This is a genomic window from Kiloniellales bacterium (assembly GCA_030064845.1).
Taxonomy (GTDB): domain Bacteria; phylum Pseudomonadota; class Alphaproteobacteria; order Kiloniellales; family JAKSDN01; genus JASJEC01.
Map to the genome: position 1 here is coordinate 83370 of JASJEC010000001.1, position 21222 is coordinate 104591.

19 protein-coding genes are annotated in these 21222 nt (G+C 66.3%); 8 read left to right on the forward strand and 11 right to left on the reverse strand.

Translation table 11 applies throughout. The annotated features are described in order from the left end of the window. Window positions 1-24 precede the first annotated feature (24 nt). The 5 genes from QNJ67_00380 to QNJ67_00400 form a co-directional block, all read right to left on the reverse strand. Complete coding sequence (locus tag QNJ67_00380; GenBank protein ID MDJ0607404.1) at window positions 25-744, reverse strand: hypothetical protein; 720 nt, start codon at window positions 742-744, stop codon at window positions 25-27. Between the two features lie 18 nt (window positions 745-762). Then, window positions 763-1608 carry an amino acid ABC transporter substrate-binding protein gene (locus tag QNJ67_00385; protein ID MDJ0607405.1) on the reverse strand — a complete coding sequence of 282 codons (846 nt, stop codon included), beginning with the start codon at window positions 1606-1608 and terminating at the stop codon, window positions 763-765. Window positions 1609-1966: 358 nt separating this feature from the next. After that, on the reverse strand, window positions 1967-2398 hold the full coding sequence (arsC, locus tag QNJ67_00390) for an arsenate reductase (glutaredoxin) (GenBank protein ID MDJ0607406.1): 432 nt from the start codon (window positions 2396-2398) through the stop codon (window positions 1967-1969). Window positions 2399-2452: 54 nt separating this feature from the next. Further along, window positions 2453-3019: a DUF2336 domain-containing protein gene (locus QNJ67_00395; protein ID MDJ0607407.1), complete on the reverse strand. Its 567-nt coding sequence runs from the start codon at window positions 3017-3019 to the stop codon at window positions 2453-2455. A gap of 279 nt (window positions 3020-3298) precedes the next feature. Then, window positions 3299-3988, reverse strand: a complete 690-nt coding sequence (locus tag QNJ67_00400) for a ParA family protein (GenBank protein MDJ0607408.1) — start codon at window positions 3986-3988, stop codon at window positions 3299-3301. 266 nt (window positions 3989-4254) lie between these two features. Here QNJ67_00400 and QNJ67_00405 point away from each other — a divergent pair, with 266 nt between their 5' ends. The 3 genes from QNJ67_00405 (at window position 4255) to QNJ67_00415 (ending at window position 7490) form a co-directional block, all read left to right on the forward strand. Then, the gene (locus QNJ67_00405) at window positions 4255-5175 is read left to right on the forward strand and encodes a division plane positioning ATPase MipZ (GenBank protein ID MDJ0607409.1); all 921 of its coding nucleotides are present in this window, start codon (window positions 4255-4257) and stop codon (window positions 5173-5175) included. A gap of 94 nt (window positions 5176-5269) precedes the next feature. Continuing rightward, window positions 5270-5911 (forward strand): DUF2185 domain-containing protein, encoded by a 642-nt coding sequence (locus QNJ67_00410; protein ID MDJ0607410.1) that lies wholly within the window; start codon window positions 5270-5272, stop codon window positions 5909-5911. A 100-nt stretch (window positions 5912-6011) separates the two neighbouring features. Next, entirely contained in the window at window positions 6012-7490 is a 1479-nt protein-coding gene (locus tag QNJ67_00415; protein MDJ0607411.1) for a M81 family metallopeptidase, read from the forward strand. A gap of 33 nt (window positions 7491-7523) precedes the next feature. Here QNJ67_00415 and QNJ67_00420 read toward each other — a convergent pair whose 3' ends face one another. Beyond that, complete coding sequence (locus tag QNJ67_00420) at window positions 7524-8798, reverse strand: hypothetical protein (protein MDJ0607412.1); 1275 nt, start codon at window positions 8796-8798, stop codon at window positions 7524-7526. Window positions 8799-9368: 570 nt separating this feature from the next. Between QNJ67_00420 and QNJ67_00425 the strand changes: the two genes are divergently transcribed. From QNJ67_00425 to QNJ67_00440, 4 genes are read left to right on the forward strand one after another with little or no spacing between them, the layout of a single operon-like run. After that, complete coding sequence (locus tag QNJ67_00425) at window positions 9369-10310, forward strand: ABC transporter permease (protein MDJ0607413.1); 942 nt, start codon at window positions 9369-9371, stop codon at window positions 10308-10310. Between the two features lie 18 nt (window positions 10311-10328). Further along, on the forward strand, window positions 10329-11210 hold the full coding sequence (locus QNJ67_00430; GenBank protein ID MDJ0607414.1) for an ABC transporter permease: 882 nt from the start codon (window positions 10329-10331) through the stop codon (window positions 11208-11210). Then, entirely contained in the window at window positions 11211-12251 is a 1041-nt protein-coding gene (locus QNJ67_00435) for an ABC transporter ATP-binding protein (GenBank protein ID MDJ0607415.1), read from the forward strand. It abuts the gene before it with no gap. Then, complete coding sequence (locus QNJ67_00440; GenBank protein MDJ0607416.1) at window positions 12248-13282, forward strand: dipeptide ABC transporter ATP-binding protein; 1035 nt, start codon at window positions 12248-12250, stop codon at window positions 13280-13282. Before QNJ67_00435 ends, QNJ67_00440 begins: the two co-directional genes overlap by 4 nt. Window positions 13283-13354: 72 nt before the next feature. Here the strand turns inward: QNJ67_00440 and QNJ67_00445 are convergent, their stop codons facing one another. Both QNJ67_00445 and QNJ67_00450 read right to left on the reverse strand, forming a co-directional pair. Then, window positions 13355-14938, reverse strand: a complete 1584-nt coding sequence (locus QNJ67_00445) for an ABC transporter substrate-binding protein (protein ID MDJ0607417.1) — start codon at window positions 14936-14938, stop codon at window positions 13355-13357. Window positions 14939-15088: 150 nt separating this feature from the next. Next, window positions 15089-16519: an amidohydrolase family protein gene (locus tag QNJ67_00450; GenBank protein ID MDJ0607418.1), complete on the reverse strand. Its 1431-nt coding sequence runs from the start codon at window positions 16517-16519 to the stop codon at window positions 15089-15091. Window positions 16520-16756: 237 nt separating this feature from the next. Here QNJ67_00450 and QNJ67_00455 point away from each other — a divergent pair, with 237 nt between their 5' ends. Further along, window positions 16757-17128, forward strand: coding sequence for a helix-turn-helix domain-containing protein (locus tag QNJ67_00455; protein MDJ0607419.1), 372 nt, complete (start codon window positions 16757-16759; stop codon window positions 17126-17128). A gap of 28 nt (window positions 17129-17156) precedes the next feature. On the opposite strand, the gene QNJ67_00460 is transcribed toward QNJ67_00455, so the two are convergent. The 3 genes from QNJ67_00460 to QNJ67_00470 form a co-directional block, all read right to left on the reverse strand. Continuing rightward, a complete protein-coding gene (locus QNJ67_00460) occupies window positions 17157-17756 on the reverse strand; it encodes a sarcosine oxidase subunit gamma family protein (GenBank protein MDJ0607420.1) in 600 nt (199 codons plus the stop codon). Beyond that, entirely contained in the window at window positions 17749-20808 is a 3060-nt protein-coding gene (locus QNJ67_00465; GenBank protein MDJ0607421.1) for a sarcosine oxidase subunit alpha, read from the reverse strand. The genes QNJ67_00460 and QNJ67_00465 overlap by 8 nt, the downstream gene beginning before the upstream one ends. Window positions 20809-20916: 108 nt before the next feature. Next, window positions 20917-21210 carry a sarcosine oxidase subunit delta gene (locus tag QNJ67_00470; GenBank protein MDJ0607422.1) on the reverse strand — a complete coding sequence of 98 codons (294 nt, stop codon included), beginning with the start codon at window positions 21208-21210 and terminating at the stop codon, window positions 20917-20919. Window positions 21211-21222 lie beyond the last annotated feature (12 nt).

A 21222-nucleotide genomic window follows, 5' to 3' on the forward strand; every position in this document is an offset into this window, starting at 1 on the left:
GCGGGCAAGCGGCCCCAGAGGTGATCACGCCCCCAAGAGGTCGGCGAGATGGGTGAAGTCCTCCGCGACCAAGTCGAACTCCGCCGCGAAGCCGGTGTCCTCGTAGTCGTCGCCGTAGTCGTGGAGCTGGGCGACGATGTAGGCCGTTTTCATGCCCTGCGCGCCGGCGGCGCGGAGATCGCTGGGATGGGCGGCGGCGAAGCAGACCCGCTCCGCCGGGCGGCCGATGGCGGCGAGGGCGCGGCGGTAGCTTTCCGGGTTCAGCTTGGTCGCCCCGAGAGAATCGCAGGATATGATCGCATCCCAGCCGAGTCCGGCCGCCCGCGAGCTGAAAGCGGCGATTCGCAGGCTGAGGATCGTGTGCGGCGCGATGAAGAACCTGCGGCGCAGACGGGCGAGGGCGGCTGGGACCTCTGGCCAGACCGGCATCGCTTCCCAGGCCTTCAGGAGGATCTCACGGTCGCGCGGGGAGAGATCGCCGATTCCGAAATCGGTCAGCGTCCGGTCCAGGGAAGTCTCGAGCACCGGATCGAAGGGGCGCCACGGCGCCCTTTCCTCGGCGATGGCCTCGACTTCGATCAGGGACTGCCTGCGCCATGCGGCGCCGAAGGCCTCGGGATCGGCGGTCCGGAAAGCCAAGGCCTCCGTTTCGCGCAGCGCTGCCGCGACGGCGGCGCGCCAGTCGAAGACCGTGCCTCCGACGTCGAAGAGAATGACGTCAACGTTCAGGCCGGGGGCTTCCACTGACGCACGCCGATCGGGCTACTCGGGCATCGCGCTGACGATGAAGAGCGCCTTGATCATGTCGCTCGGCGAGACCGTGCCGAAGTTCTCCTTGAAGATTCCAGAAATCTTCCCGCTGCGGTAGATGCGGCTGAGCGCGCGGTCCACGGCCAGACGGAAGTCGCTGTCGCCTCGGCGCAGGCCGATGGCATAGGGCTCGTGGGTGAAGAAGCGGTTGGAGAGGCTCAGTGCGCCCCGCGCGGAGGGATTCTTGACCAAGAGGAACAAGAGAATCGCCTGATCCGCGAAATAGGCCTCGATTTCCTTGGAGGCCAGCTTGTTGAGGCCGTCGTCGTGACTGGAAACGGCGATCACTTCGGCATTGATCGCCATCTTCTTGAGCGTGTTGCCCAGGGCCTCTTCGGTGGTCGTGTTGGCCCGAACGCCGATCTTCTTGCCGGCCAGGGCCTCGAAGTTACGCGGGCCGTCGGTGCGGAACAGGACGCTGGCACCGTCGACGAAGACCGGCACCGAGAAGTCCACAAGTTCCCGACGGGACAGCGTCGCCGTGGTAGCACCGCACAGCATGTCGGCGGCCCCGTCTTGGATGACCTTGAAGCGGTCCTGCGTGGACACCGGGACGTAGTCGATCGAGATTTGCTCGAGGCCGAGTTGTGCCTTCAGCCCGACCGCCACCGCGCGGCAGAGATCGACTGTGTAGCCGCTGGGCTCGCCGACGGCATCCTTGAAGGAGTAGGGCGGCGCATCGGTCCGGTAGGCGATCTTCACGACGCCGCTCTTCTTGATCTGGTCCAAGGTGTCGGCCGAGGCGGTCGTCCCGGCAAAACAAAGGGCAACGAGCACTGACAAGAAACCTAGGCGCATGGGTTTTCCTCCCCTCCCGGCGGTTTGAGCAGCGCTTCTCTTCTTCGTTTGGACCCGAAGAGTCAATCGCCGAGATTCCCGCTGCCGGAGCAAGTCGGGAAAGGAAAAAGGCGGCCCGGAGGCCGCCTTTCCGTGAATGGGCCAGAGGAAAGTCCTCAGACCGAAGTCTCGGTGCTCAGCGCTGGCGAAAGAGGCTGCTCCACCGCCTGCGAAGAGTACCAGGGCTCACCGTCTTGGCACCGTAATCACTAGACATGGGATCACCTCCTTTCGTTTGTTTCGAGTCGTTCGCAAGTATGCCCGGTCGAGCCGGGACTGCGCAAAGGAAACCTGATCCCCGCGGGCCCGGCGGGTAGCCTCAGGCTCCGGCGCCGACCCTCGCGCCCTCGGCATCCAGGATCATCTCGCCGTCTTCCTTGTAGAGCGGCCCCGGCGGGAGCCGCTCGAGCAGGTCGAGAACCGCCTCGCTCGGCCGGCACAGCCTGACGCCCTTCGGAGTGCAGACGATTGGCCGGTTGACCAGCACCGGATGCTCGAGCATGGCGTTCAGGATCGTGTCCTCGTCGCAGGACGGGTCGGTCAGTCCCAGCTCCTCGGCCGGTGATTTCGTCGTGCGGAGCGCCGTGCGCGGCGTCAGGTCCGCCGCCGCGAAGAGTCCCAGGAGTTGCGGCCGGGTCCAGCCGGTTTCCAGGTAGGGAATCACGACCGGGTCGCTGCCGGCGGCCCGGATGATGGCGAGCACGTTCCGCGAGTTCCCGCAGTCGGGATTGTGGTGAATGACGATGGACACGCTTCTCTGCCCCCAAGCTGCCCGGCCCGGCGGGGGCGCGGCGACACAGACAGTCTACGCGCGGTCGTCGTCCTGGCGCCAGGCGTCCAAGACTTCAAGCGCGGCCTCTTGCCCGGTTTCCTCGAAGACCTGGCTCGCGCGGCTGAGCAACCTGGGGTCGGCTTCCGCTTCCGGGAGGCCAAGCTTACGGGTCAGGATGAAGGTCGAGGCGAACTGCAACTGGTCGAAGCAGAGCGCGCGGCAGGCCATGGCCAGGCTTTGGCCCGAGTCGCCGTAGAGAACTTTTTTGGCCTTCCGGGCGGAGAGCCCGGTCATGACGCCGAACAGCTGCTCAGCCTGCTCGATCTGGCCGCCCCGCAAGGCCTGGACCAGCGCCTGCGGATCCGCGGAATTCCCGCCCGCAGGGCTTAGGTCAATGCTGCGGAGCTGCGCCTTTGGCGGCCGGGCTTCCATGTCGTGGGCCGCCGCCGGTTCAGTGGCGGCGACCTCCGCCGGACTGGCCCGCGATGGGGCGTCACGCCCGCCAACCAGCACGAAGCCCGCCTTGCTGTTTCCTCTCTCGCGGACCAGAAGGTCTCCGGTCAGGGACGCCGCTTTTGCCTTCTTCTTGCTGTTCGCCATTGTTGCCTAGGGCCTGTTGTCGGTTACGTCGCGTTCCTGGCGGGAGCGCATTTGCGCCGGGGCCAGGAGCGGGAGGCGCCGTGGGGTGGGGCCCCACAAGGCCTTCCGCGACGCCGCCTCGGCGCAAATGCGCCCCGTCCCGTCCCGAAGGGATCCGGTGTAATCGACCCGCTGCCACGTTGCTCGTCGTCGAATATGCTCCGCATGTCCTTCCTCCTCGCGCCTAACAGCGGGTCGATTTCACTCGGACCAGGAGCGCGACGCAACTGACAACAGGCCTTAAAGCGCAGTGTTGGCCTGATAGTTCTCTGTCGGGGCGGTGCGCGGCCAATGGGCTCGATGCCGGCGGCCTTTCTCCAGCCTCTCCTTGAGGTCGGACCAGAGCTGCGCGATCTCTTCGGGGGATCTCGAGTTCCCGGCGATCTCCATGGCCGCGCGCCCGTCGATCATGCTCGCGGCGTAGTCGGTTCTCTGACGAATGACGGCGGGACAGAGCGGTCCATGCTGGGACAGGGAGATCGCCGCCTCCGTGGTAATTCTCGCCGTCGGATGGGCGCCGTTGATGACGAAGACCAAAGGCTTGCCGAGGCTCTCGACGATATCCACCGTCTTCCCTGCGGCGCGCAGATCGTGCGGACTTGGCCGCACTGGAATCACCACGAGGTCGGCGGCGTTGACGACATGGCCGATGGTCGCCTTGATCGCCGGCGGCGTGTCGATGACCAGGAGCTTGATTCCGCGCGCCTCCATTTGCGCGATATGTTCCGGCAGGTGCGCGACCGAGACGTGGGCGAACACCGGCGTCGGATCGCTTCTCTGGTTCCACCATTCCGCCAAGCTGCCCTGGGGATCGGTGTCGATCAAAGCGACGGGGCCGCTCCCTTCACGTTCCGCCTGAACGGCCACGTTGGCCGCCAACGTGGTTTTCCCCGATCCTCCTTTTTGGCTCGCAAAGGCCAGGACGCGCATACAAATTCCCTCCGTTTCAGTCCCGCCTTCACTGTCCGATGATGGATGCCCCGGACTTGGGAAGGCGTAGCGTTGTGCCGCAGGCCGAGTCTTCCGACACAAACTGCCCCTTATCAATACATATAGTATCTCCCGCCCTGACACTCGGCAATATATTGTTGCCCCACAAAGCAAGTCATGAAACTCTATGAGAGTCCTGGAGAGGACCGCGGAACGCGAAAGCTGTCATCGAACGAACTCTCGAACGCAGGCAACGAGCAGCCCTGATGAAGACAGACCTCAAGTCCGCTTGGTTCGAACGCGCGGTACGCCCGCGCGTGATCACGGTGGGAAACCAGAAGGGCGGAACCGGCAAGTCAACATTGGCGATGCACATCGCCGTCGCCCTGATGAAATGCGGCTACGCGGTCGGGACGCTCGACCTCGACAGCGAGCAGAAGTCCTTCACCGCATTCGTGGAGTATCGCAAGCGACGGGCCGCCAGGGAACGCGGGGCCGGGAATCCGGCGCTGGAGGTGCCCGCCCACCGAACCTTGCATCACTCGACCGCCGACAGCACGGCGGCGGCGGAGGCGGAAGACACGACGCGGATCGCCGAGTCTTTCCAGGCGCTGTTGGAGAATGACTACATCGTCGTCGATACGCCCGGCAGCGACACCTTCTGCTCCAGGCTGGCCCATGTCCTGGCCGACACCCTGGTGACGCCGCTCAACGACAGCTTCGTCGACCTGCACATCCTCGTCCGCATGGACGAATCCGGTCAGACCGTGGTGGGGCCGAGTCGCTATTGCCTGAGCGTGCTGGACCGTTGGGGCTCGCGTATGATCGCGGGCGGGCAGCCGCTCGATTGGATCGTGGTACGTAACCGGGTGTCTAGGCCCCAGACCCGCAACCAGATACAGCTGGAACAAGTCCTGAAGCAGCTCCAGGCCTCGCTCGGCTATCGCCTGGCGCGCGACGTCCGGGACCGGGTGATCTATCGGGAACTCTTTCTCGAGGGGCTGACCGTGCTCGACGACCTGCAGGTGTTCCGGGGCCGCACCCCCAGCCGCAGCGAGGAGGCCGCCAAGGCCGAGATGTGGTCCCTGGTCGATCTCCTCGGGGCGATGGACCCGCCCGGGCGGCCGGTGCGGTCTCCCGGCAAGGTCGTCACCGGCCTGGCGGAGTCGGGGCGGCTGTCGATCTAGTGATCGGCTCGAAGCAGCCTCTCTCGGACGGAAACGCAGCCTTTACCACTTTCGGCTAGTTTTCCCGGTTGGTCGATTCCCGGGGGCCCGAACGATGCGCAGCTGGTATCTTGAAGACGTCGTGACCGCCGCCCAAGCATCGCCCGAAAGCTTTTTCATCCCTTCGGCCAAGAAACGCCACGAGTGCCAGGTGGGCGACCTTGTACGTCTTCACTTCATTCTGAGAGACCCCGGCGAGGACGAGCCCCGCGCCGAGCGCATGTGGGTCCAGGTCAATGAGCGCATCGAGGACGGCGCGATCTGCCGCTATTGCGGCGTACTCGATAACCAGCCGGTCTACATCCATGATCTGGAGCTTGGCGACACCATAGAGTTCCAGGCAAACCATATAGCCCGGACCCTTTTGACGCCCGATGATCCCTCCTACCTGACCATTGGCGAGCAGTCCGCTGTGGTCTCGGCACTCGTTCTCGAGTCTGGGCGGCAGGCCTGTTGGGCCTACCGCGAGGGGTCCGAACGGCCCGAGGATTCCGGTTGGCGCTTGTATCGTGGCGACGAGGATGAGGCTTTCATGGAGGACGCCGGCAACATCAGGATCTGCAACATCTACTGGCTGGCCGACCGCGATCCGACGCTGCTCCAGATCTCTCGCGCCGATGTCGGCTGCGCTTTCGAGCGCGCGGAGGAGAAGGGCGACTGGGAAACGGTCACGGACTGGAGCCCGGAGGACTCGTGATGTTGCGCCCGGAGGTTTTCCGATACTGAAGTTCTCCTCCGGTCTGGGCTAACCTTGTTCACAGCAACAAACGGACAAGAGACAGCCCAAGGAGGCTGTGATGCGGCTTCTGGTCGCGATGATGAAGCACGAGACCAACACCTTCTCGCCAGTACCGACCGACTGGCGTCGCTTCGAGAGCTGGTGCCTGCACCGGGGCGAGGCGGTGCCCGGGGCGTTGGGCGGAACCAACACGCCAATCGGCGCCTATCTCGACCTCGCCCGTGGCGCGGGCGCGGATATCGCCACGCCCCTGGCCGCCGAGGCCATGCCTAGCGCCCCGGTTGAAAGGGCCTGCTTCGAGCGCATGGTCGAGACCATCGTCGAGCCGGCGGCGAAGGGCGGGTTCGACGGGGCGCTGCTCGACCTCCACGGCGCCATGGTGGTCGAACACCTGTCGGACGGCGAGGGCGCGCTGCTCGCCGAGCTGCGCCGTGTCGCGCCGGGACTGCCGATCGCCTGCACCTATGATCTGCACTGCAACTTGACCGAGGTCATGGTCGAGAATTCCACCGTCTCGATCGGCTACAAGACCTATCCCCACGTCGACATGTATGCGGTCGGCGAGCAGATCGGCCGGGTGCTGCTGCGCGCTCTGGCCGGCGAGGTCGAGCCTGTGCAGGCTTGGGGCCGGGCGCCGCTGCTGGCCCAGACCCTGCGCATGGGGACGGCGGACCAGCCGATGAAGCGGCTTCAGGCGATGGCCGAAGCGGAAGAGGCGGGCGGCTGCCTGGCCGCCACCCTGTTCGGCGGCTTTCCCCTGGCCGATATTCCCGATGCCGGCGTGTCGGCGCTGACCGTCGCCGACGGCGACCGCGCCCGCGCCGAGGCGGCGCGCGACCGCCTGCTCGACGCGGCCTGGTCGGCGCGGGAGGACTTCGTCTATCGGCACCGGCTGCTGACGGAAACCGTCGCCGAAGCGGCCGGGCTGGAGGAGGGGCCCGTGCTGCTGCTGGACCACGCGGACAACGTCGGTTCCGGCGGGACGCAGGACGTCATGACGGTGATCGAAGAGGTGCGGCGCCAGGGCCTGCGCGACGTCGCCGTGGCGGCGGTTTGGGATCCGGCCGCCGTCGAAGCCATGCAGTCGGCGGGCGTCGGGGCGACGGTGACGATCCACTTGGGCGGCCGCACCGACATGCCCAGCGTCGGGCTGAAGGGCCGGCCGCTGAAGATCACGGGACAGGTGAGGGTGCTGAGCGACGGCCGTTGGACCGTGCGCGGGCCGATGTACACTGGCATGGAGGTCCACACGGGCCCGACCGCGGTCCTGGAAAGCGATGGCATGAAGATCGTTGTCGTCTCCCGCCATCACGAGCCCTGGGACCTCGGCATCTTCACCAGTGTCGGAATCGATCCGAGGGTGACGCGCTATCTGATCCTGAAGTCGAGGATCCACTACCGTGCCGGGTTCGCGCCGATCGCCGGTACGACGCTGACCTGCGACGGTGAGGGGGTCACGACGTCCGACAACAGCCGCCTGGATTATCGCGAGCTGCGGCGCCCGATTTTCCCGCTAGACAGGATCAACGAGTTCTAGCCTCCACGCCGCCTTCGATGGGGGGCTGTGCGCTTAGTTATTGTCCCCATTGCAGAAGATTAGAAGTTTATCCCTGTGAACGCAGTAGTTCTGGTCGCCCTGTTTACAGGATCTATCGGCATCCTCGATCTGGCGAAGACAGCTCATATGCACCTTCTGTCGGCCGGTTTCTGTTCTGATCTTAAACCCGATGTCGAGTATCTTGAAGAAGGGCATGTGATTGGCGTTCGGAATTTGTCCCTGAGCGTCTGCAGCAGGTACCGAAAAGAGATTCTCGCAAACCTCGGTGAAGACGGTTCTTCTTGGCTTTCCCTTGAGATACTCACCGCTGGTGTACAACACCATCGGTGTCGAGGGATCTACACCGTCTTTATTGAGGGGATGCGTCCGGTCGAGCGCCGTTACGCAGGCGACGAACAAGGCATCGAGATTGGGTTGTTCGATGAAAGTCCGGTGTATTGCCGTTACAGCCTGTGCGCTGTTCGTAGACCCTTGCCGTAACAATTGGCCGATGCTTTGGCCCGGTCGACTGGAAGCCGAAGCGAATGCACTCGGCCTTTTTGCTTCCCGAAGTCGATCGGCGGCGCCCTGCTCTTTGACACGGAGCTCTGCCAGCTTGACTTCAGACTTCTTGACGTCGTCTTGATTGCCGGCAGCTTCCGCCTGCTCCTTTCGCTTTTCCTCCGCGGCTATCTCGGCCTGGAAGTCAACCTGCTCCTTCTGAGCTGCCGCAATCTTTTCGGGATCCACGCCCGGTCCAAGCCCCGTTCCGGCGGCGCTTTCGCCGCCTGCCTTTGCGAGGGCACGCCCAAAAGCGCCCGCCGCCAGTTCCGCCGAAAGGAGCGTGGCCATCACGTCGTCGATGCCCCCGAGGATCATGGCGTAGGTGGTATCCGACACGGCGCCGTTCGCGTAGGCCTCACAGGTTCGGTAGTAACCGTCACGCAGAAGCTGGATCGTGGCCAAGCGCTCGCCCAGCTGGGCAATGCTCTCCACCGATGACTGGGCGACTTGCCCGGACCCTTTTCCCTTGCTCCCAATCTCCACCTCAAGGGCGGCTGACAGGCTCTGGGAGAGGGCTTGCGCAACGTCCGGACTGGGCTCCGCGCAGTAGATTCTTGCCGGCATGTTGACCGCGGGCCCGCCGCGCGCGGGCACGTTCAAGACGACACGCTGCTTCGCATCGGTCACGAGTGATTCGTTCTTGAGATCCTGGGTCCGATAGATCGAATTCCACTCGGCGCATGCTGTGGCAAACAGGCAGCAGCACGCGATTGCAGCAGTTCTTGTCGCGTTTCGATATGTCATGATCTGCCTCCTCCGGCGAACACGGTCTGGAGTTGCCCGGGGGAGTGCCTGACCAATCGAATTTGGACAAACCTAGATCGGCTTCAGATCGGCCAAACGGTTGGTGTTCTTACCGGTTATCCGTTCGTTTTGATTATCAAACAGCACTCACTGCTCCCCCATAATCCATCTTTATCGCAAGACGAACTTCCTAAGTGTGGCTTTTGCCACAGCAGGAGGCATTCTTTCCCAGAGACGCAACGCTAACAATTCTGGATCTCGTAGGTAATGTCCGTAAATCCTTGCCAATAATGCAGCCGACAGACTTCCGGCAGTTTTACCGAGGACGAGGGCAGAATCGGCGTTTCGGACGGGCAATAGAAGGAGATCGACCGCGATCGCGGCGTTAGAGGGGGCGCAAGGCGTCCGCCTGGCAGGTCGTGTCGGTCCTCTGCACCTCTCTTCGGTCCCCCGGCCCACACAGGGCGGCAGGCGGAGGCATCGCTCTCACGCGCCTTTACCGCGACGCGACGTGGCGACTACACTTGAAACACTGCCGCCGACACGGCCAGGCACTTCATCGGGCGCCGCATGCACACCTACATCATCCGACGCGTGTTCTCGACCATCCCGGTGATGGCGGTCGTCGGCATCTTCGTCTTTCTTCTGCTGCACCTCACGCCCGGCGATCCGGCCGCGGTGATCGCCGGCGACTACGCGAGCCCGGAGGACATCAAGCGGATCCGCGCCAAGCTCGGCCTCGATCAGCCGATCTACATTCAGTTCGGCACCTGGGTGTGGCATCTGCTGCACGGCGACCTCGGAATCTCGATCTTCTCCAACCTGCCGGTCGCCGACCTTATCCGGCAGAGGATCGAGCCGACCCTGGCGCTGTCGCTCGCGACCATCGTGATCGCCGTCGTGGTCGCCATCCCGCTCGGCGTGCTGGCCGCTTGGAAGGCGGGCTCGATCATCGACCGCCTGACCATGGTGGTCGCGGTCCTCGGCTTCTCCGTGCCGGTCTTCGTGATCGGCTATATCTTGATGTACGTCTTCGCGATCCAGCTGAAGTGGTTCCCGGTCCAGGGCTACGTGCCGATCGAGCAGGGCTTCCTGCCGTTCCTGCGCAGCATCACCTTGCCCAGCCTGGCCCTCGCCCTGCTCTATACGGCGCTGATCGCGCGCATCACCCGGGCCAGCGTGCTGGAGGTCCTGACCGAGGACTACATCCGCACGGCCCACGCCAAGGGTCTGGCCTCGACCGTGGTCCTGCTGCGTCACGCCCTGAAGAACGCCGCGGTCCCGATCGTTACGATCATCGGCATCGGCATCGCGCTGCTGATCGGCGGCGTGGTGGTCACGGAGAGCGTGTTCAACATTCCCGGGCTGGGACGGCTGACCGTCGACTCGATCCTGCGGCGCGACTACCCGATCATCCAGGGCATCATCCTGCTGTTCGCCGGGATCTACGTGCTGATCAATCTCATGGTCGACATCGCCTACACCTTCCTGGATCCGAGGATCCGCTACTAGACGGGGAAAGCGGCATCGATGGTTGCGGTACCGGGAGACCTGGCGCTGGAGGCGCCGAAGGGGCGCCTCGAACGGACCCTCGAATTCGGCCGGCGCAATCCCACCGTCGTCGTGGGCGTAACGATCCTGACCGCCATGACCGCGGTCGCGGTCTTCGCGCCCTGGCTGGCCAGCGACCCGCTGGAGCTGAACCCGATCAACCGCCTGAAGCCGCCCAGCGAGACCAACTGGTTCGGCACCGACCACCTAGGCCGCGACGTCTACGCCCGGACCGTCTTCGGCACTCGGATCTCGCTGACGGTCGGCCTCAGCGTCGCCGTCCTCAGCACGGCGATCGGCCTCGTCATCGGGCTCCTGGCCGGCTACGTCCGCATCATCGACGCCACGGTCATGCGGGTGATGGACGGTCTGATGGCAATCCCGGGGATCCTCTTCGCGATCGCCCTCATGGCGCTCTTCGGCTCGAGCGTGCAGAACGTGATCATCGCCATCACCGTGCCCGAGATCCCGCGCGTGGTCCGGCTGGTGCGCGCGGTCGTCTTGACCATCCGCGAGCAGCCCTATGTCGAGGCGGCGGTCGCCTCGGGCACGCGCCTGCCCAAGATCCTGCTGCGCCACATCCTGCCGAATACCTTCGCGCCGCTGATGGTCCAGGCAACCTACGTCTGCGCCTCGGCGATGATCGTCGAGGCCCTGCTCAGCTTCCTCGGCGCAGGCACGCCGCCCGAGGTGCCGAGCTGGGGCAACATGATGGCCGAGGGCCGGGTGTTCTTTCAGATCAAGCCCTGGATCATCTTCTTCCCCGGCCTCTGCCTCGCCTTCATGGTGCTGACCGTGAACATCCTGGGCGACGGCCTGCGTGACACCCTGGACCCGCGCATCGCGCGGCGGATGCGCTAGATGGCCGGGCCGGCCGCGCTCTCGGAAGCCGATCGACCGCAGGAGGCGTCGGATCCGATCCTCGAGGTTGACGACCTCAGGATTCACTTCGAGACACGAGACGGCGTGGTGCGTGCAGTGGAAGGACTCTCCTTCGCGCTGCGCCGCGGCGAGACCCTCTGCGTGGTCGGCGAGTCGGGCTGCGGCAAGAGCGTCACGGCAATGTCAATCCTGCGGCTCCTGCCGCAGCCGCCGGCGCGCATCGTCTCGGGACGCATCCTCTTCGAGGGGCGCAACCTGCTGACCGCGTCGGAGCGGGAGATCCGCGACATCCGGGGCAACGCGATCTCCATGATCTTCCAGGAGCCCATGACCTCGCTCAACCCGGTGCTCACGGTCGGGCGACAGATCTCGGAATCCATCATCCTGCACCAGGGCCTCTCCAGGAAGGCAGCCGACGACCGCGCCGCCGAGATGCTCAACCTGGTGCGCATTCCGGATCCCCGGCAGCGCCTCACCGAGTATCCCCATCAGATGTCAGGCGGCATGCGTCAGCGGGTGATGATCGCCATGGCGCTGTCGTGCAATCCCAAGGTGCTGATCGCCGACGAGCCGACCACCGCGCTCGATGTCACGATCCAGGCGCAGATCCTCAATCTCATGCTGGAACTCAAGGAGGACCTGAGGACCGCGATCATCCTGATTACCCACGATCTGGGCGTGGTCGCCGAGATGGCCGAGCGGGTCATCGTCATGTACGCCGGGCGCAAGGTCGAGGAAGCGCCGGCCCGGGAGCTCTTCGGTCGACCCCTGCACCCCTACACCCGGGGCCTCATGGGGTCGATTCCCCGGCTCAACCGCGTCGTCGAGGACACGCGCTACCGGCTCCAGGAGATCTCGGGGACCGTGCCTTCGCTGCTGCAGGACATTCCCGGCTGCGCCTTCGCGCCGCGCTGCGACCACGCGACCGAGCATTGCCGCGGCGCGTCGCCAGCGCTCGAAGCCCTGCGCCCAAACCACCGCGTTGCCTGCTTCGAGGCCGGGAGACTGGCGGAGCCATGACCGGCGGCGCGGGCAACGGGAACGCGACGGAGACGGTCCTGCAAGTTGAAGGGCTGAAGAAGTACTTCCCGTTGAAGAAGGGCCTCTTCTCGTCGACGGTCGGCCACGTCTACGCGGTCGACGGCGTGTCGTTCCACGTCCGACGGGGCGAGACCCTGGGCCTGGTCGGCGAGAGCGGCTGCGGCAAGACCACGGTGGGCAAGCTGATCATGCGCCTGATCGACACCACGGACGGCACGATCAACCTGCACGACCGGGACATCACCCGGCTCCACGGCGCCGACCTGCTGCCTTACCGGAGGCAGATGCAGATCGTGTTCCAGGACCCCTATTCCTCGCTCAATCCGCGCATGTCTGCCGGCGACATCGTGGCCGAGCCGCTGGAGAACTACGACCGCAACGGCACCACGCGCTCGGCGCGCAAAGAACAGGTCGCAGCACTGTTCGAGCGGGTCGGGCTGAAGCGCGAGCACATGCTGAAGTACCCTCATGAGTTCTCCGGCGGGCAGCGCCAGCGCCTCGGCATCGCTCGGGCGCTCGCCCTGAGCCCCAGTCTGATCGTCGCCGACGAGCCGGTGTCCGCGCTCGACGTCTCGGTCCAGGCCCAGGTGATCAACCTGCTGATGGACCTCCAGGAAGAATACCGCCTGACCTACCTCTTCATCTCGCACGACCTCGCGGTGGTTGAGCACATTTCGCACCGGGTCGCCGTCATGTACCTGGGGCAGATCGTCGAGCTGACCGACAAGAAGACGCTCTTCACCACCCCCTTGCACCCCTACACCGAGGCGCTGCTCGGGGCGGTGCCGGTGCCCGACCCGGAGATCGAGCGGCAGCGGATCATCCTCCAGGGCGACGTGCCGAGCCCGATCAGCCCACCGCGCGGCTGCCGGTTCCATACCCGCTGCCCCTACGTGATGCGGCGCTGCCGCGAGGAGGCGCCGGCCCTGGTCGAGGTCCAGCCGGGCCACACGGTCGCCTGCCACCTGCGCGAGGTCGGACAGCCGGCGGACGCGCCGGCCGCAAGCTAGAATTCGTCTGGAGAGAACAAGGAAAGCGGCCCGCCGGCGATCGAAGCCGGCGGGCCGGACGAGCGTTGCCGCTCAGTTCTTCTTCATGTTCCAGAACACCAGGACCGGCGACTTGATGACGCCGGTCACGTTGTCCCGCCAGGCCTGCGGCTCCTGGTACTGGCCGATCGGCACGTAGGTGACGATCTCCATGGCGCGGCCCTGGACCTGCTCGGCGAGCGCCTTCTGCTTCGCGGAATCGGTCTCGAAAGCGAAGGCTTCGCGCAGCTTCTCGATTTCCGGATCGCAGGGCCAGCCGAACCAGGCCTTCTCCTCGCAGCCGCCCGAAACGCCGATGTTGGCGACCGGGTGCATGAGGTCGGGCGAGATCCAGGAGGTATGGAAGACGTTCCAGCCGCCGTCCGCCGGGGCCTTGGTCTCGGCCCGGCGCGAGGTCAGGGTCGACCAGTCCATGGCCTGAACCTCGACGTCGAAGCCCACCTGGCGCATCAGCTGGGCCGTGACCTGGGTGGCGTTGCTCAAGGTCGGCAGGTCGGTCGGATGCATCAGGACGACCTTGTGCCCGTGGTAGCCGGCCTCCTTGAGCATCTCGATCGCCTTGGCCTGGTCGTTGCTCATCACCCGTTCGGAGCCGACGTCCGTGGCATAGGGCGTATCGCAGACGAACATCGCCGGGCAGGTCTGGAAGAACTTTGGATCACCCGCGATGGCCTGGAGGTAGGTCGGCTGGTCGACCATGAGCTGCACCGCTTGGCGCGCCTCCGCCTTGTCGAACGGCGGGTGCATGTGGTTCATCCGGAGCCAGCCCTGGCTGCCTTTGGTGTCGATCACTTCGACGACCACGCCCTGCGAGGCTTCCAGCACCGGTACCAGGTCGGTCTGGGGCTCCTCGAAGAAGTCGATCTCGCCGTTGATCAGGGCGTTCATCGCCGAGTTCTGGTCGGGGATGTAGAGCCACTCGACCCGGTCGAAATGCACCACCTTGCCGCCGGCGAGGCCGCTGGCGGGCTCGCTTCGCGGCACGTAGTCCTCGTTCTTGACGTAGACCACCTTGCTGCCGGGCACCCACTCGTCCTTGACGAACTTGAAGGGCCCCGAGCCGATGATCTCGGGGACCTGCTCGAAGGCGTCGGTCTCGGCCATGGCCTTGGGCATCATGAAGGGCACGTTGGAGCTCATCTTGCCGAGGGCAGGCAGGACCAGGCCCCAGGGCTTGCTCAGGGTCAGCTTGAAGGTCTTGTCGTCGACCGCCTCCATGGAGGCCATGTTGGACATGAGCTGCTGGCCCATGCCGTCGCGCTTGCCCCAGCGGGCGATCGAGGCGATGCAGTCGGCCGAGGTGACCGGCGTCCCGTCATGCCACTTCAGGCCGTCGCGCAGCGTGATGGTGTAGACCAGCCCGTCGTCGCTGACCACGGCGCCCTCGGCCATCTGGGGATGGACCTCGAACTTCTCGTCCATGGCAAAGAGCGTGTCGTAGACCATGTAGCCGTGGTTACGCGTGATATAGGCCGTGGTCCAGATCGGGTCGTGGTTCTTGAGGTCGGCGTGGACCTTGGCCCTGAGGACCGACTCCGCCGAGGCTTCGGCGGCCGCCAGCCCAAGTCCGGCGAGCAGAACGGCGCCGGTGAAAAGACGTTTCGCTAGCAATGACATGGATACCTCCCTGGGTGTCTCGAGTAATCCATGGGCCCCTTCGGCCGGGGTCTCTTTGTTTGGGTCGGGCATTTCCCCCGCTCGTGACAACAGCATGACGCAATTCCGCTACCTTGCCTAGAGCGGGCCACTCTCCCGGCCTTCGCCCAATCAGCCGAGCCGCAGGGACAGAGGCACGATGGCATCGGCCGGGCGGCCGGCGTAGTCGTAGGCGGGGGTTGCCTCCAGCATGCGGGCCTGGGCCTCTTGGAGGCGGGCGAGCGCGGCTTCCTGATCGAGGCCGAGCACACGGCCCTTCTCGACCACCTTGCGGCCGTCCACATAGACGTCGCTCACGGCCCGTTCGGCGGCGGTATAGATCAGGCTGCGCAGGGGATCGTGCACCGGCCGCATGTGCGGGTGCGCCAAATCGACCACGACCAGGTCGGCCTTCTTTCCGGGCGCCAGCCGTCCAATGTCGTCCCGGCCCAGGGCGGCGGCGCCGCCGACCGTGGCGGCGTGGAGCACCGCGGCGGTCGAGGTGGTCTCGATGTCGCCGGCCGCGATCCGCGCCAGCACCGCGGCCCGGCCCATCTCTTCCAGCATGTTGTGGGGCGCGCAGTCGGTTCCGATGCCGACCGTGACGCCGGCCCGCATGTAGCGGCCGAGGTCCTCCAGCAGCGTGCCGTAGCGGGCGAAGGGCGTCGGGCAGTGGGCCACGGCGGCGCCGCTGTCGGCCAGGATCCGGAGATCCTCTCGGGTCGGCCAGTGCAGCCAGGAGTGCTCGTCGATGAAGATCGCGTGGCCGACGATCATGCCCGGCCGGAGGATTCCCAGGTCGTTGGCGAACTGCACCGGCGTCTTGCCGTGGCGCCGCACGATCTCCTGAAATTCGAAGACGCTCTGCGAGGCGTGGGTGGTGACGGGAACGCCCAGTTCCGCCGCCGCCTCGACGCTGTCGCGCAGCAGGTCGGCGGGGCAGGTCTCGATCTGCGCGGGATAGAGCATGCCGTTCAGCCGGCCGCTCGGGTGCGCCCCGGCTTCGCTGGCCAGCGAGAGCGCCGCCTCGAAGCCGCGGCGGCCGGCGGCCTCATCCCAGTCGAACTTCAGCTCGTAGTCGTTCTCGAGCCGCCAGCGCGCGGCGGCATAGCCCGGTGCGACGTAGCCCCGCAGGCCGCTGCGGGCGAGCAGGTCGAGCCAGCCGGGGTAGGGCTCGGAGAGGTCGGCGATGGTGGTGACGCCGCTCTGCAGCAGCTCGCAATAAGCCGCCTCGGCGCAGGCCAGCATGCCCTCATGGTCCAGCCGGAACGCGATGCACCGCTCGTAGAGCCCTGTCATGTACATGCGCGGCCGGCCGTGCTCCTCGCGCAGGCCGCGGAACGCGGGTTCGGAGGCGGGATGGGAATGGATGTCCACCAAGCCCGGCAGCACGAAGAGGCCGTCGCCCTCGATGATCTCGTCGGCCGCGCCCCGGTAGCCGGGCCCGACGTGGACGATGCCGTCCCGGTTCCACACCACGTCGGCGTTGCGCAGGTAGCGGTGGCACCCTTCGCTTTCATCCCAGGCAACCACCCATTCCGCGGACTTGATCCAGGTCGACATGGCGCGTCCTTTCGTGTTTGCCGGGTCAGCAGCGCGCGACGCAGACGGCCTAGGCCGGATACGACTCAAGACCGCGCCTGCGCATCTCCCCTGCTCCCGAACTGCCGGAGAGAAAATCTGCAGAAAGTAGTAAAGAGACTATCGCGCTGTCGCGATCTTTGCGATAGACAGCCCGTGCCGCAGGTCACGCCGCGCCGAGTCCCAATTCCTGCGAACCCTCGTTCATGGAGAAATGCCGTGAAAGTCATCGACAGCGACAAACTCGATACTTTGGGACAACGAATCAGCGCGGCGCGCGAACGGGCCGATTTGACGACCGCCCAGCTTGCCCGGCGCCTGGGCGTGAAGACGCGAACGCTGACCAGCTGGGAGCGGGACGAGACCTCGCCGCGGACGAACCGGCTGTTGACCCTGTCGCAGATGCTGGGCGTCGCTCCGACCTGGCTGGTCGAAGGCACGGACCGCTTCGCGCCGGAAGTGCCGCAGGCGACTCCGATGCAGATCGCCGAGCAGCTCGAGCAGGTCCGGCGCAGCCTCGAGAGCCTGTCCGATCAGGTCGAGGCGCTGAGCGCCATGATCCAGGACCAGCAGGAGAGAGACGCGGCCTGATTGGAACGGGTCGCCGCCTTCGGGCGGCTCAGCGCGGCAGAACGGCGAAGCCGTATTCGCGGGCGGCGTCGGCGAGCCACCGCCAGAGATATTCGGCGAACGACCGGATGACGTAGAGGTCGTAGCCGGCGCCGTCCTCCAGGCAGTGAATCAGAACCCCGGCTTTTGCGACCAGGCTCTGGGCGCAGCTACCCTCGGGGAAGACCCGGGGATGTAGGTCCAGGGGGCAGCCCTTGGCGAGCAGGTCCCGCGCCCGGGGGCCCGACACGCGGATGCGGGTCCGGCTCTCGCCGACGTTCGTCGCTGCATGGGCCGGGCCGCTCAGCGCGTCCGAGACCTGGACGGCAGCAAGGCGGCCGCTTTCGTCGACCAGCCACCACTGGTCTGGACCAAGCCAGAGAACGCTCAGCCCGTTCTTGTGCGCCGTGCCTCCGGCCTCACGCGGCAGGTCGATCTCGAAAGCCGCCTTCAAGGGGCCGGCGAGGGCCCCGGATTCGCCGCGCAGGTCGACGATCGCCGGGAAGGGACGTTCCGCCAGGGCAACGCCGGCCTCGCCCATATCGGCCTGTGCCTGTCCCTCGAGTCCCAGGTGGGCCAAGGGGCTCTGTCTGAGGAACTGCTCAGCCACGGAGCCGCTCTCCTTCCGCGTCGAAGAACACGCTCGCGGTGATCTCCGCCGCCAGTGTACTGCCGCCTGCCAGGGGCGCGAAGACCTTCTGTCCGATCCGCTCGCGGCCGCCCTTGATCAGGGCCATGGCGATGGAACGGCCCAGGTTGGGGCTCATGTAGCTCGAGGTGACGTGGCCGAGCATCGGCATGGGCGGCTTGCCCAGCACCGTCTCGACCAGTTGGGCGCCCTCGGGCAGAACGGCTTGCGGATCCTCGGTCAGCAGGCCGACCAGCTGCTTGCGGTCGGATTTCACCATGTCGCTGCGGCTGAGCGACCGCTTGCCGATGAAGTCCTTTTTCTTCGAGACGATCCAGTCCATGCCGAGGTCGAGCGGCGTGACCGAGCCGTCGGTCTCCTGACCCACGATGATGTAGCCCTTCTCAGCGCGCAGCACGTGCATGGCCTCGGTGCCGTAGGGCGTGATGCTGTACTTGGCGCCCGCGGTCATGAGGGCCTGCCAGAGCGCCAGGCCGTAGCTCGCCGGCACGTTGATCTCGAAGGCGCACTCGCCGGTGAAGGAGATGCGGAAGACCCGGGCCGGGATGCCGGCCACCGTGCCTTCGGCGAAGCTCATGTGGGGCAGGGCCTCCGGCGCGAGGTCGATGTCCCGGGTCAGCCCGCCGAGGAGCGCGCGGGCGTTGGGGCCGGCGATCGAGGCGGTGGCGAACTGCTCGGTGACGCTGGTCATGAAAACCTCGAGCTCTGGCCACTCGGTCTGCACCCACTCCTCCAGGTGGGCGAGCACGCTGGCGGCGTTGCCGGTCGTCGTGGTCATGAGAAAGCGGTGCTCGCCTAGGCGGGCGGTGACGCCGTCGTCCATCACCATGCCGTCCTCGCCTAGCATGAGGCCGTAGCGGCAGCGGCCGACCTCCAGCTTGCTCCAGGCATTGGTGTAGACCCGGTTCAGGAGGGTCACCGCGTCCTTGCCCTGGATGTCGATCTTGCCCAGCGTCGAGGCGTCGAGGATGCCGAGGGAGTCCCGGCAGGCCTTGACCTCGCGCGCCACCGCGGCGTGCATGTCCTCGCCCGCCCGGGGATAGTACCAGGGGCGCTTCCACTGGCCGACGTCCTCGAAGGCCGCGCCGTTCTGCTCGTGCCAGGCGTGCATCGGCGTCTTGCGCACCGGATCGAGCAGCGCGTCCACGTTGCGGCCCGCGAACACCCCGAAGGTCACCGGCGTATAGGGTGGCCGGAAGGTGGTGACGCCGACGTCGGGCAGGGGCTCGCCGAGCTCCTCGGCGACGATGCCGATGGCGTTGACGTTCCCGGTCTTGCCCTGGTCGGTGCCCATGCCGGTCGTCGTATAGCGCTTGATGTGCTCGATCGAGCGGTAGCCTTCCCGCATGGCCAGCTTCAGATCGGCGGCGGTCACGTCGTTCTGCTGGTCGACGAAATGCTTGCCGCCGCGGCCGAGCGGCTTGTTGGAGGGCACGAGCCACAGCCAGCGGGCCGGCAGGAAGCCCCGGTCGATCGCCTTCGGCGGCTTCTTGCCGCGCCCCTTGGCCGGGAAGCCGGCCTCGGCGGCGGCCGTCTCACCCGCGGCATGGCCCTGTTCGAGGCAGCCCGCCAGGCCGAAGGCGCCGTTGCAGGCGCCGGCGTTGATCGTCGCCTGGGCCGCCTTGTCGGGCAGGAAGCAACCGCGCAGCTCGTCCCAGGCCAGGGTGCCCTTGGACTGGGAGAGCAGATGGACCGTCGGGTTCCAGCCGCCGGAGGAGAGCAGCAGGTCGCAGTCCAGGGCCTCGCCCTCGCCGCTCACGCTGGCACCGTCGGCGCCGAGCGGCGCGACCCGGATCCGCTTGACCCGCTTGCCGCCCTCGACCGCGACGACGGCCCGCTCGTTCAGAATCGGCAGACCGAGAGCGTCGGCCTGCTCGGACAGGGGGCCTTCCGGCGCCGGCCGCAGATCGACAATGCCGGCGACCTGGACGCCGGCCCGGTGCAGGTCGAGCGCCGTGCCGTAGGCCCCGTCGTTGTTGGTGAAGACCACCGCCTGCTTGCCGGGTTTGACCGCGTAGCGGTTGAGATAGGTGCGGCAGGCCCCGGCCAGCATGACCCCGGGCCGGTCGTTGTCGGCGAAGACGAGGGGCCGCTCCAGTGCGCCGGTCGCCAAGACGACTTGCTTCGCCCTGACCTTCCAGAGTCGGTGGCGGGGCAGGTTGTCCGGCGCCTCGTCGAGGTGATCGGTTACCCGCTCGACCAGACCGAGGAAGTTGTGGTCAAAGTAGGCGTAGACCGTGGTGCGCGGCAGCAGGCGGACCTCGCTCGACTTGCCGAGCTCGATCAGCGTGTCCGCGACCCAGTCGAGCGCGGGCTTGGCGCCGATCTTCTCGTCTTGCTGGGCCAGGAGGTCGCCGCCGAACTGGAAGTCCTGCTCCGCCAGGATGACCCGGGCGCCGGTCGCGGCGGCGGCCCGCGCCGCGGCCAGGCCGGCTGGTCCGCCGCCGACCACCAGAACGTCGCAGTGCGCGTAGGTCTGGTCGTAGCGGTCGGGGTCGCGCCCGCTCGGCGCCTTGCCCAGGCCGGCCGCGTGGCGGATGAAGTGCTCGTACTTCATCCAGAACGAGGCAGGCCACATGAAGGTCTTGTAGTAGAAGCCGGCCGGCAGCAGGCGCGACGCCAGGTTGTTGACCGCGCCGATGTCGAAGCCGACGCTGGGCCAGCAGTTCTGGGAGCGGGCGGTCAGGCCCTCGACCAGCTCGATCTGGGTCGCCCGGATGTTGGGGTCGGTCTGCGGGTCCTGGCCGACCTGCACGATGGCGTTGGGCTCTTCCGGTCCCGCCGTCACGATGCCGCGCGGCCGATGATACTTGAAGCTGCGCCCGACCAGGTGGACGCCGTTGGCGAGCAGGGCCGAGGCCAGGGTGTCGCCGGCGTAGCCCTGGTAGCCTTGGCCGTTGAAGCGGAAGCCGAGGGGCCGGCCGCGATCGACGTGACCGCCTTCTGAAAGTCGGAAGCTCTGCGCCATTCTAGTTTTCCGGCCCTGGGGCACCTGGATCCCCTTGAGTGTCATGCCCGGGCCCCGACCCGGGCATCCAGGGATGCCGGCCGCTCCTGGATTGCCGGATCAAGTCCGGCAATGACAAACGAGGGGTGTAAGTTTGTTGCACGTCGGTATCGCCTATACGTAGCCGCGCGCTTTGATCTTGGGCGGTTTCTGGCCCATCTCGTAGACCGCGAGGATCTCGTAGGTCACGGTGTCGCGCGCGACGTTGAACCAGCGCCGGCATCCGTGGACGTGAACCCACCGCTCGAAAAACACGCCCTTCACGTGGTTGCGCATGAAGAGGTAGTCGGCCCACGCCTCGTCGCTCAGCTTCTCCGGCTGCTTGGGACGCGCGATATGCGCCTCGTCGCCGTAGGAGAACTCCAGTTCGGCGCGCGGTCCGCAATAGGGGCAGGGGATGAGAAGCATGGGCGCGTTTCC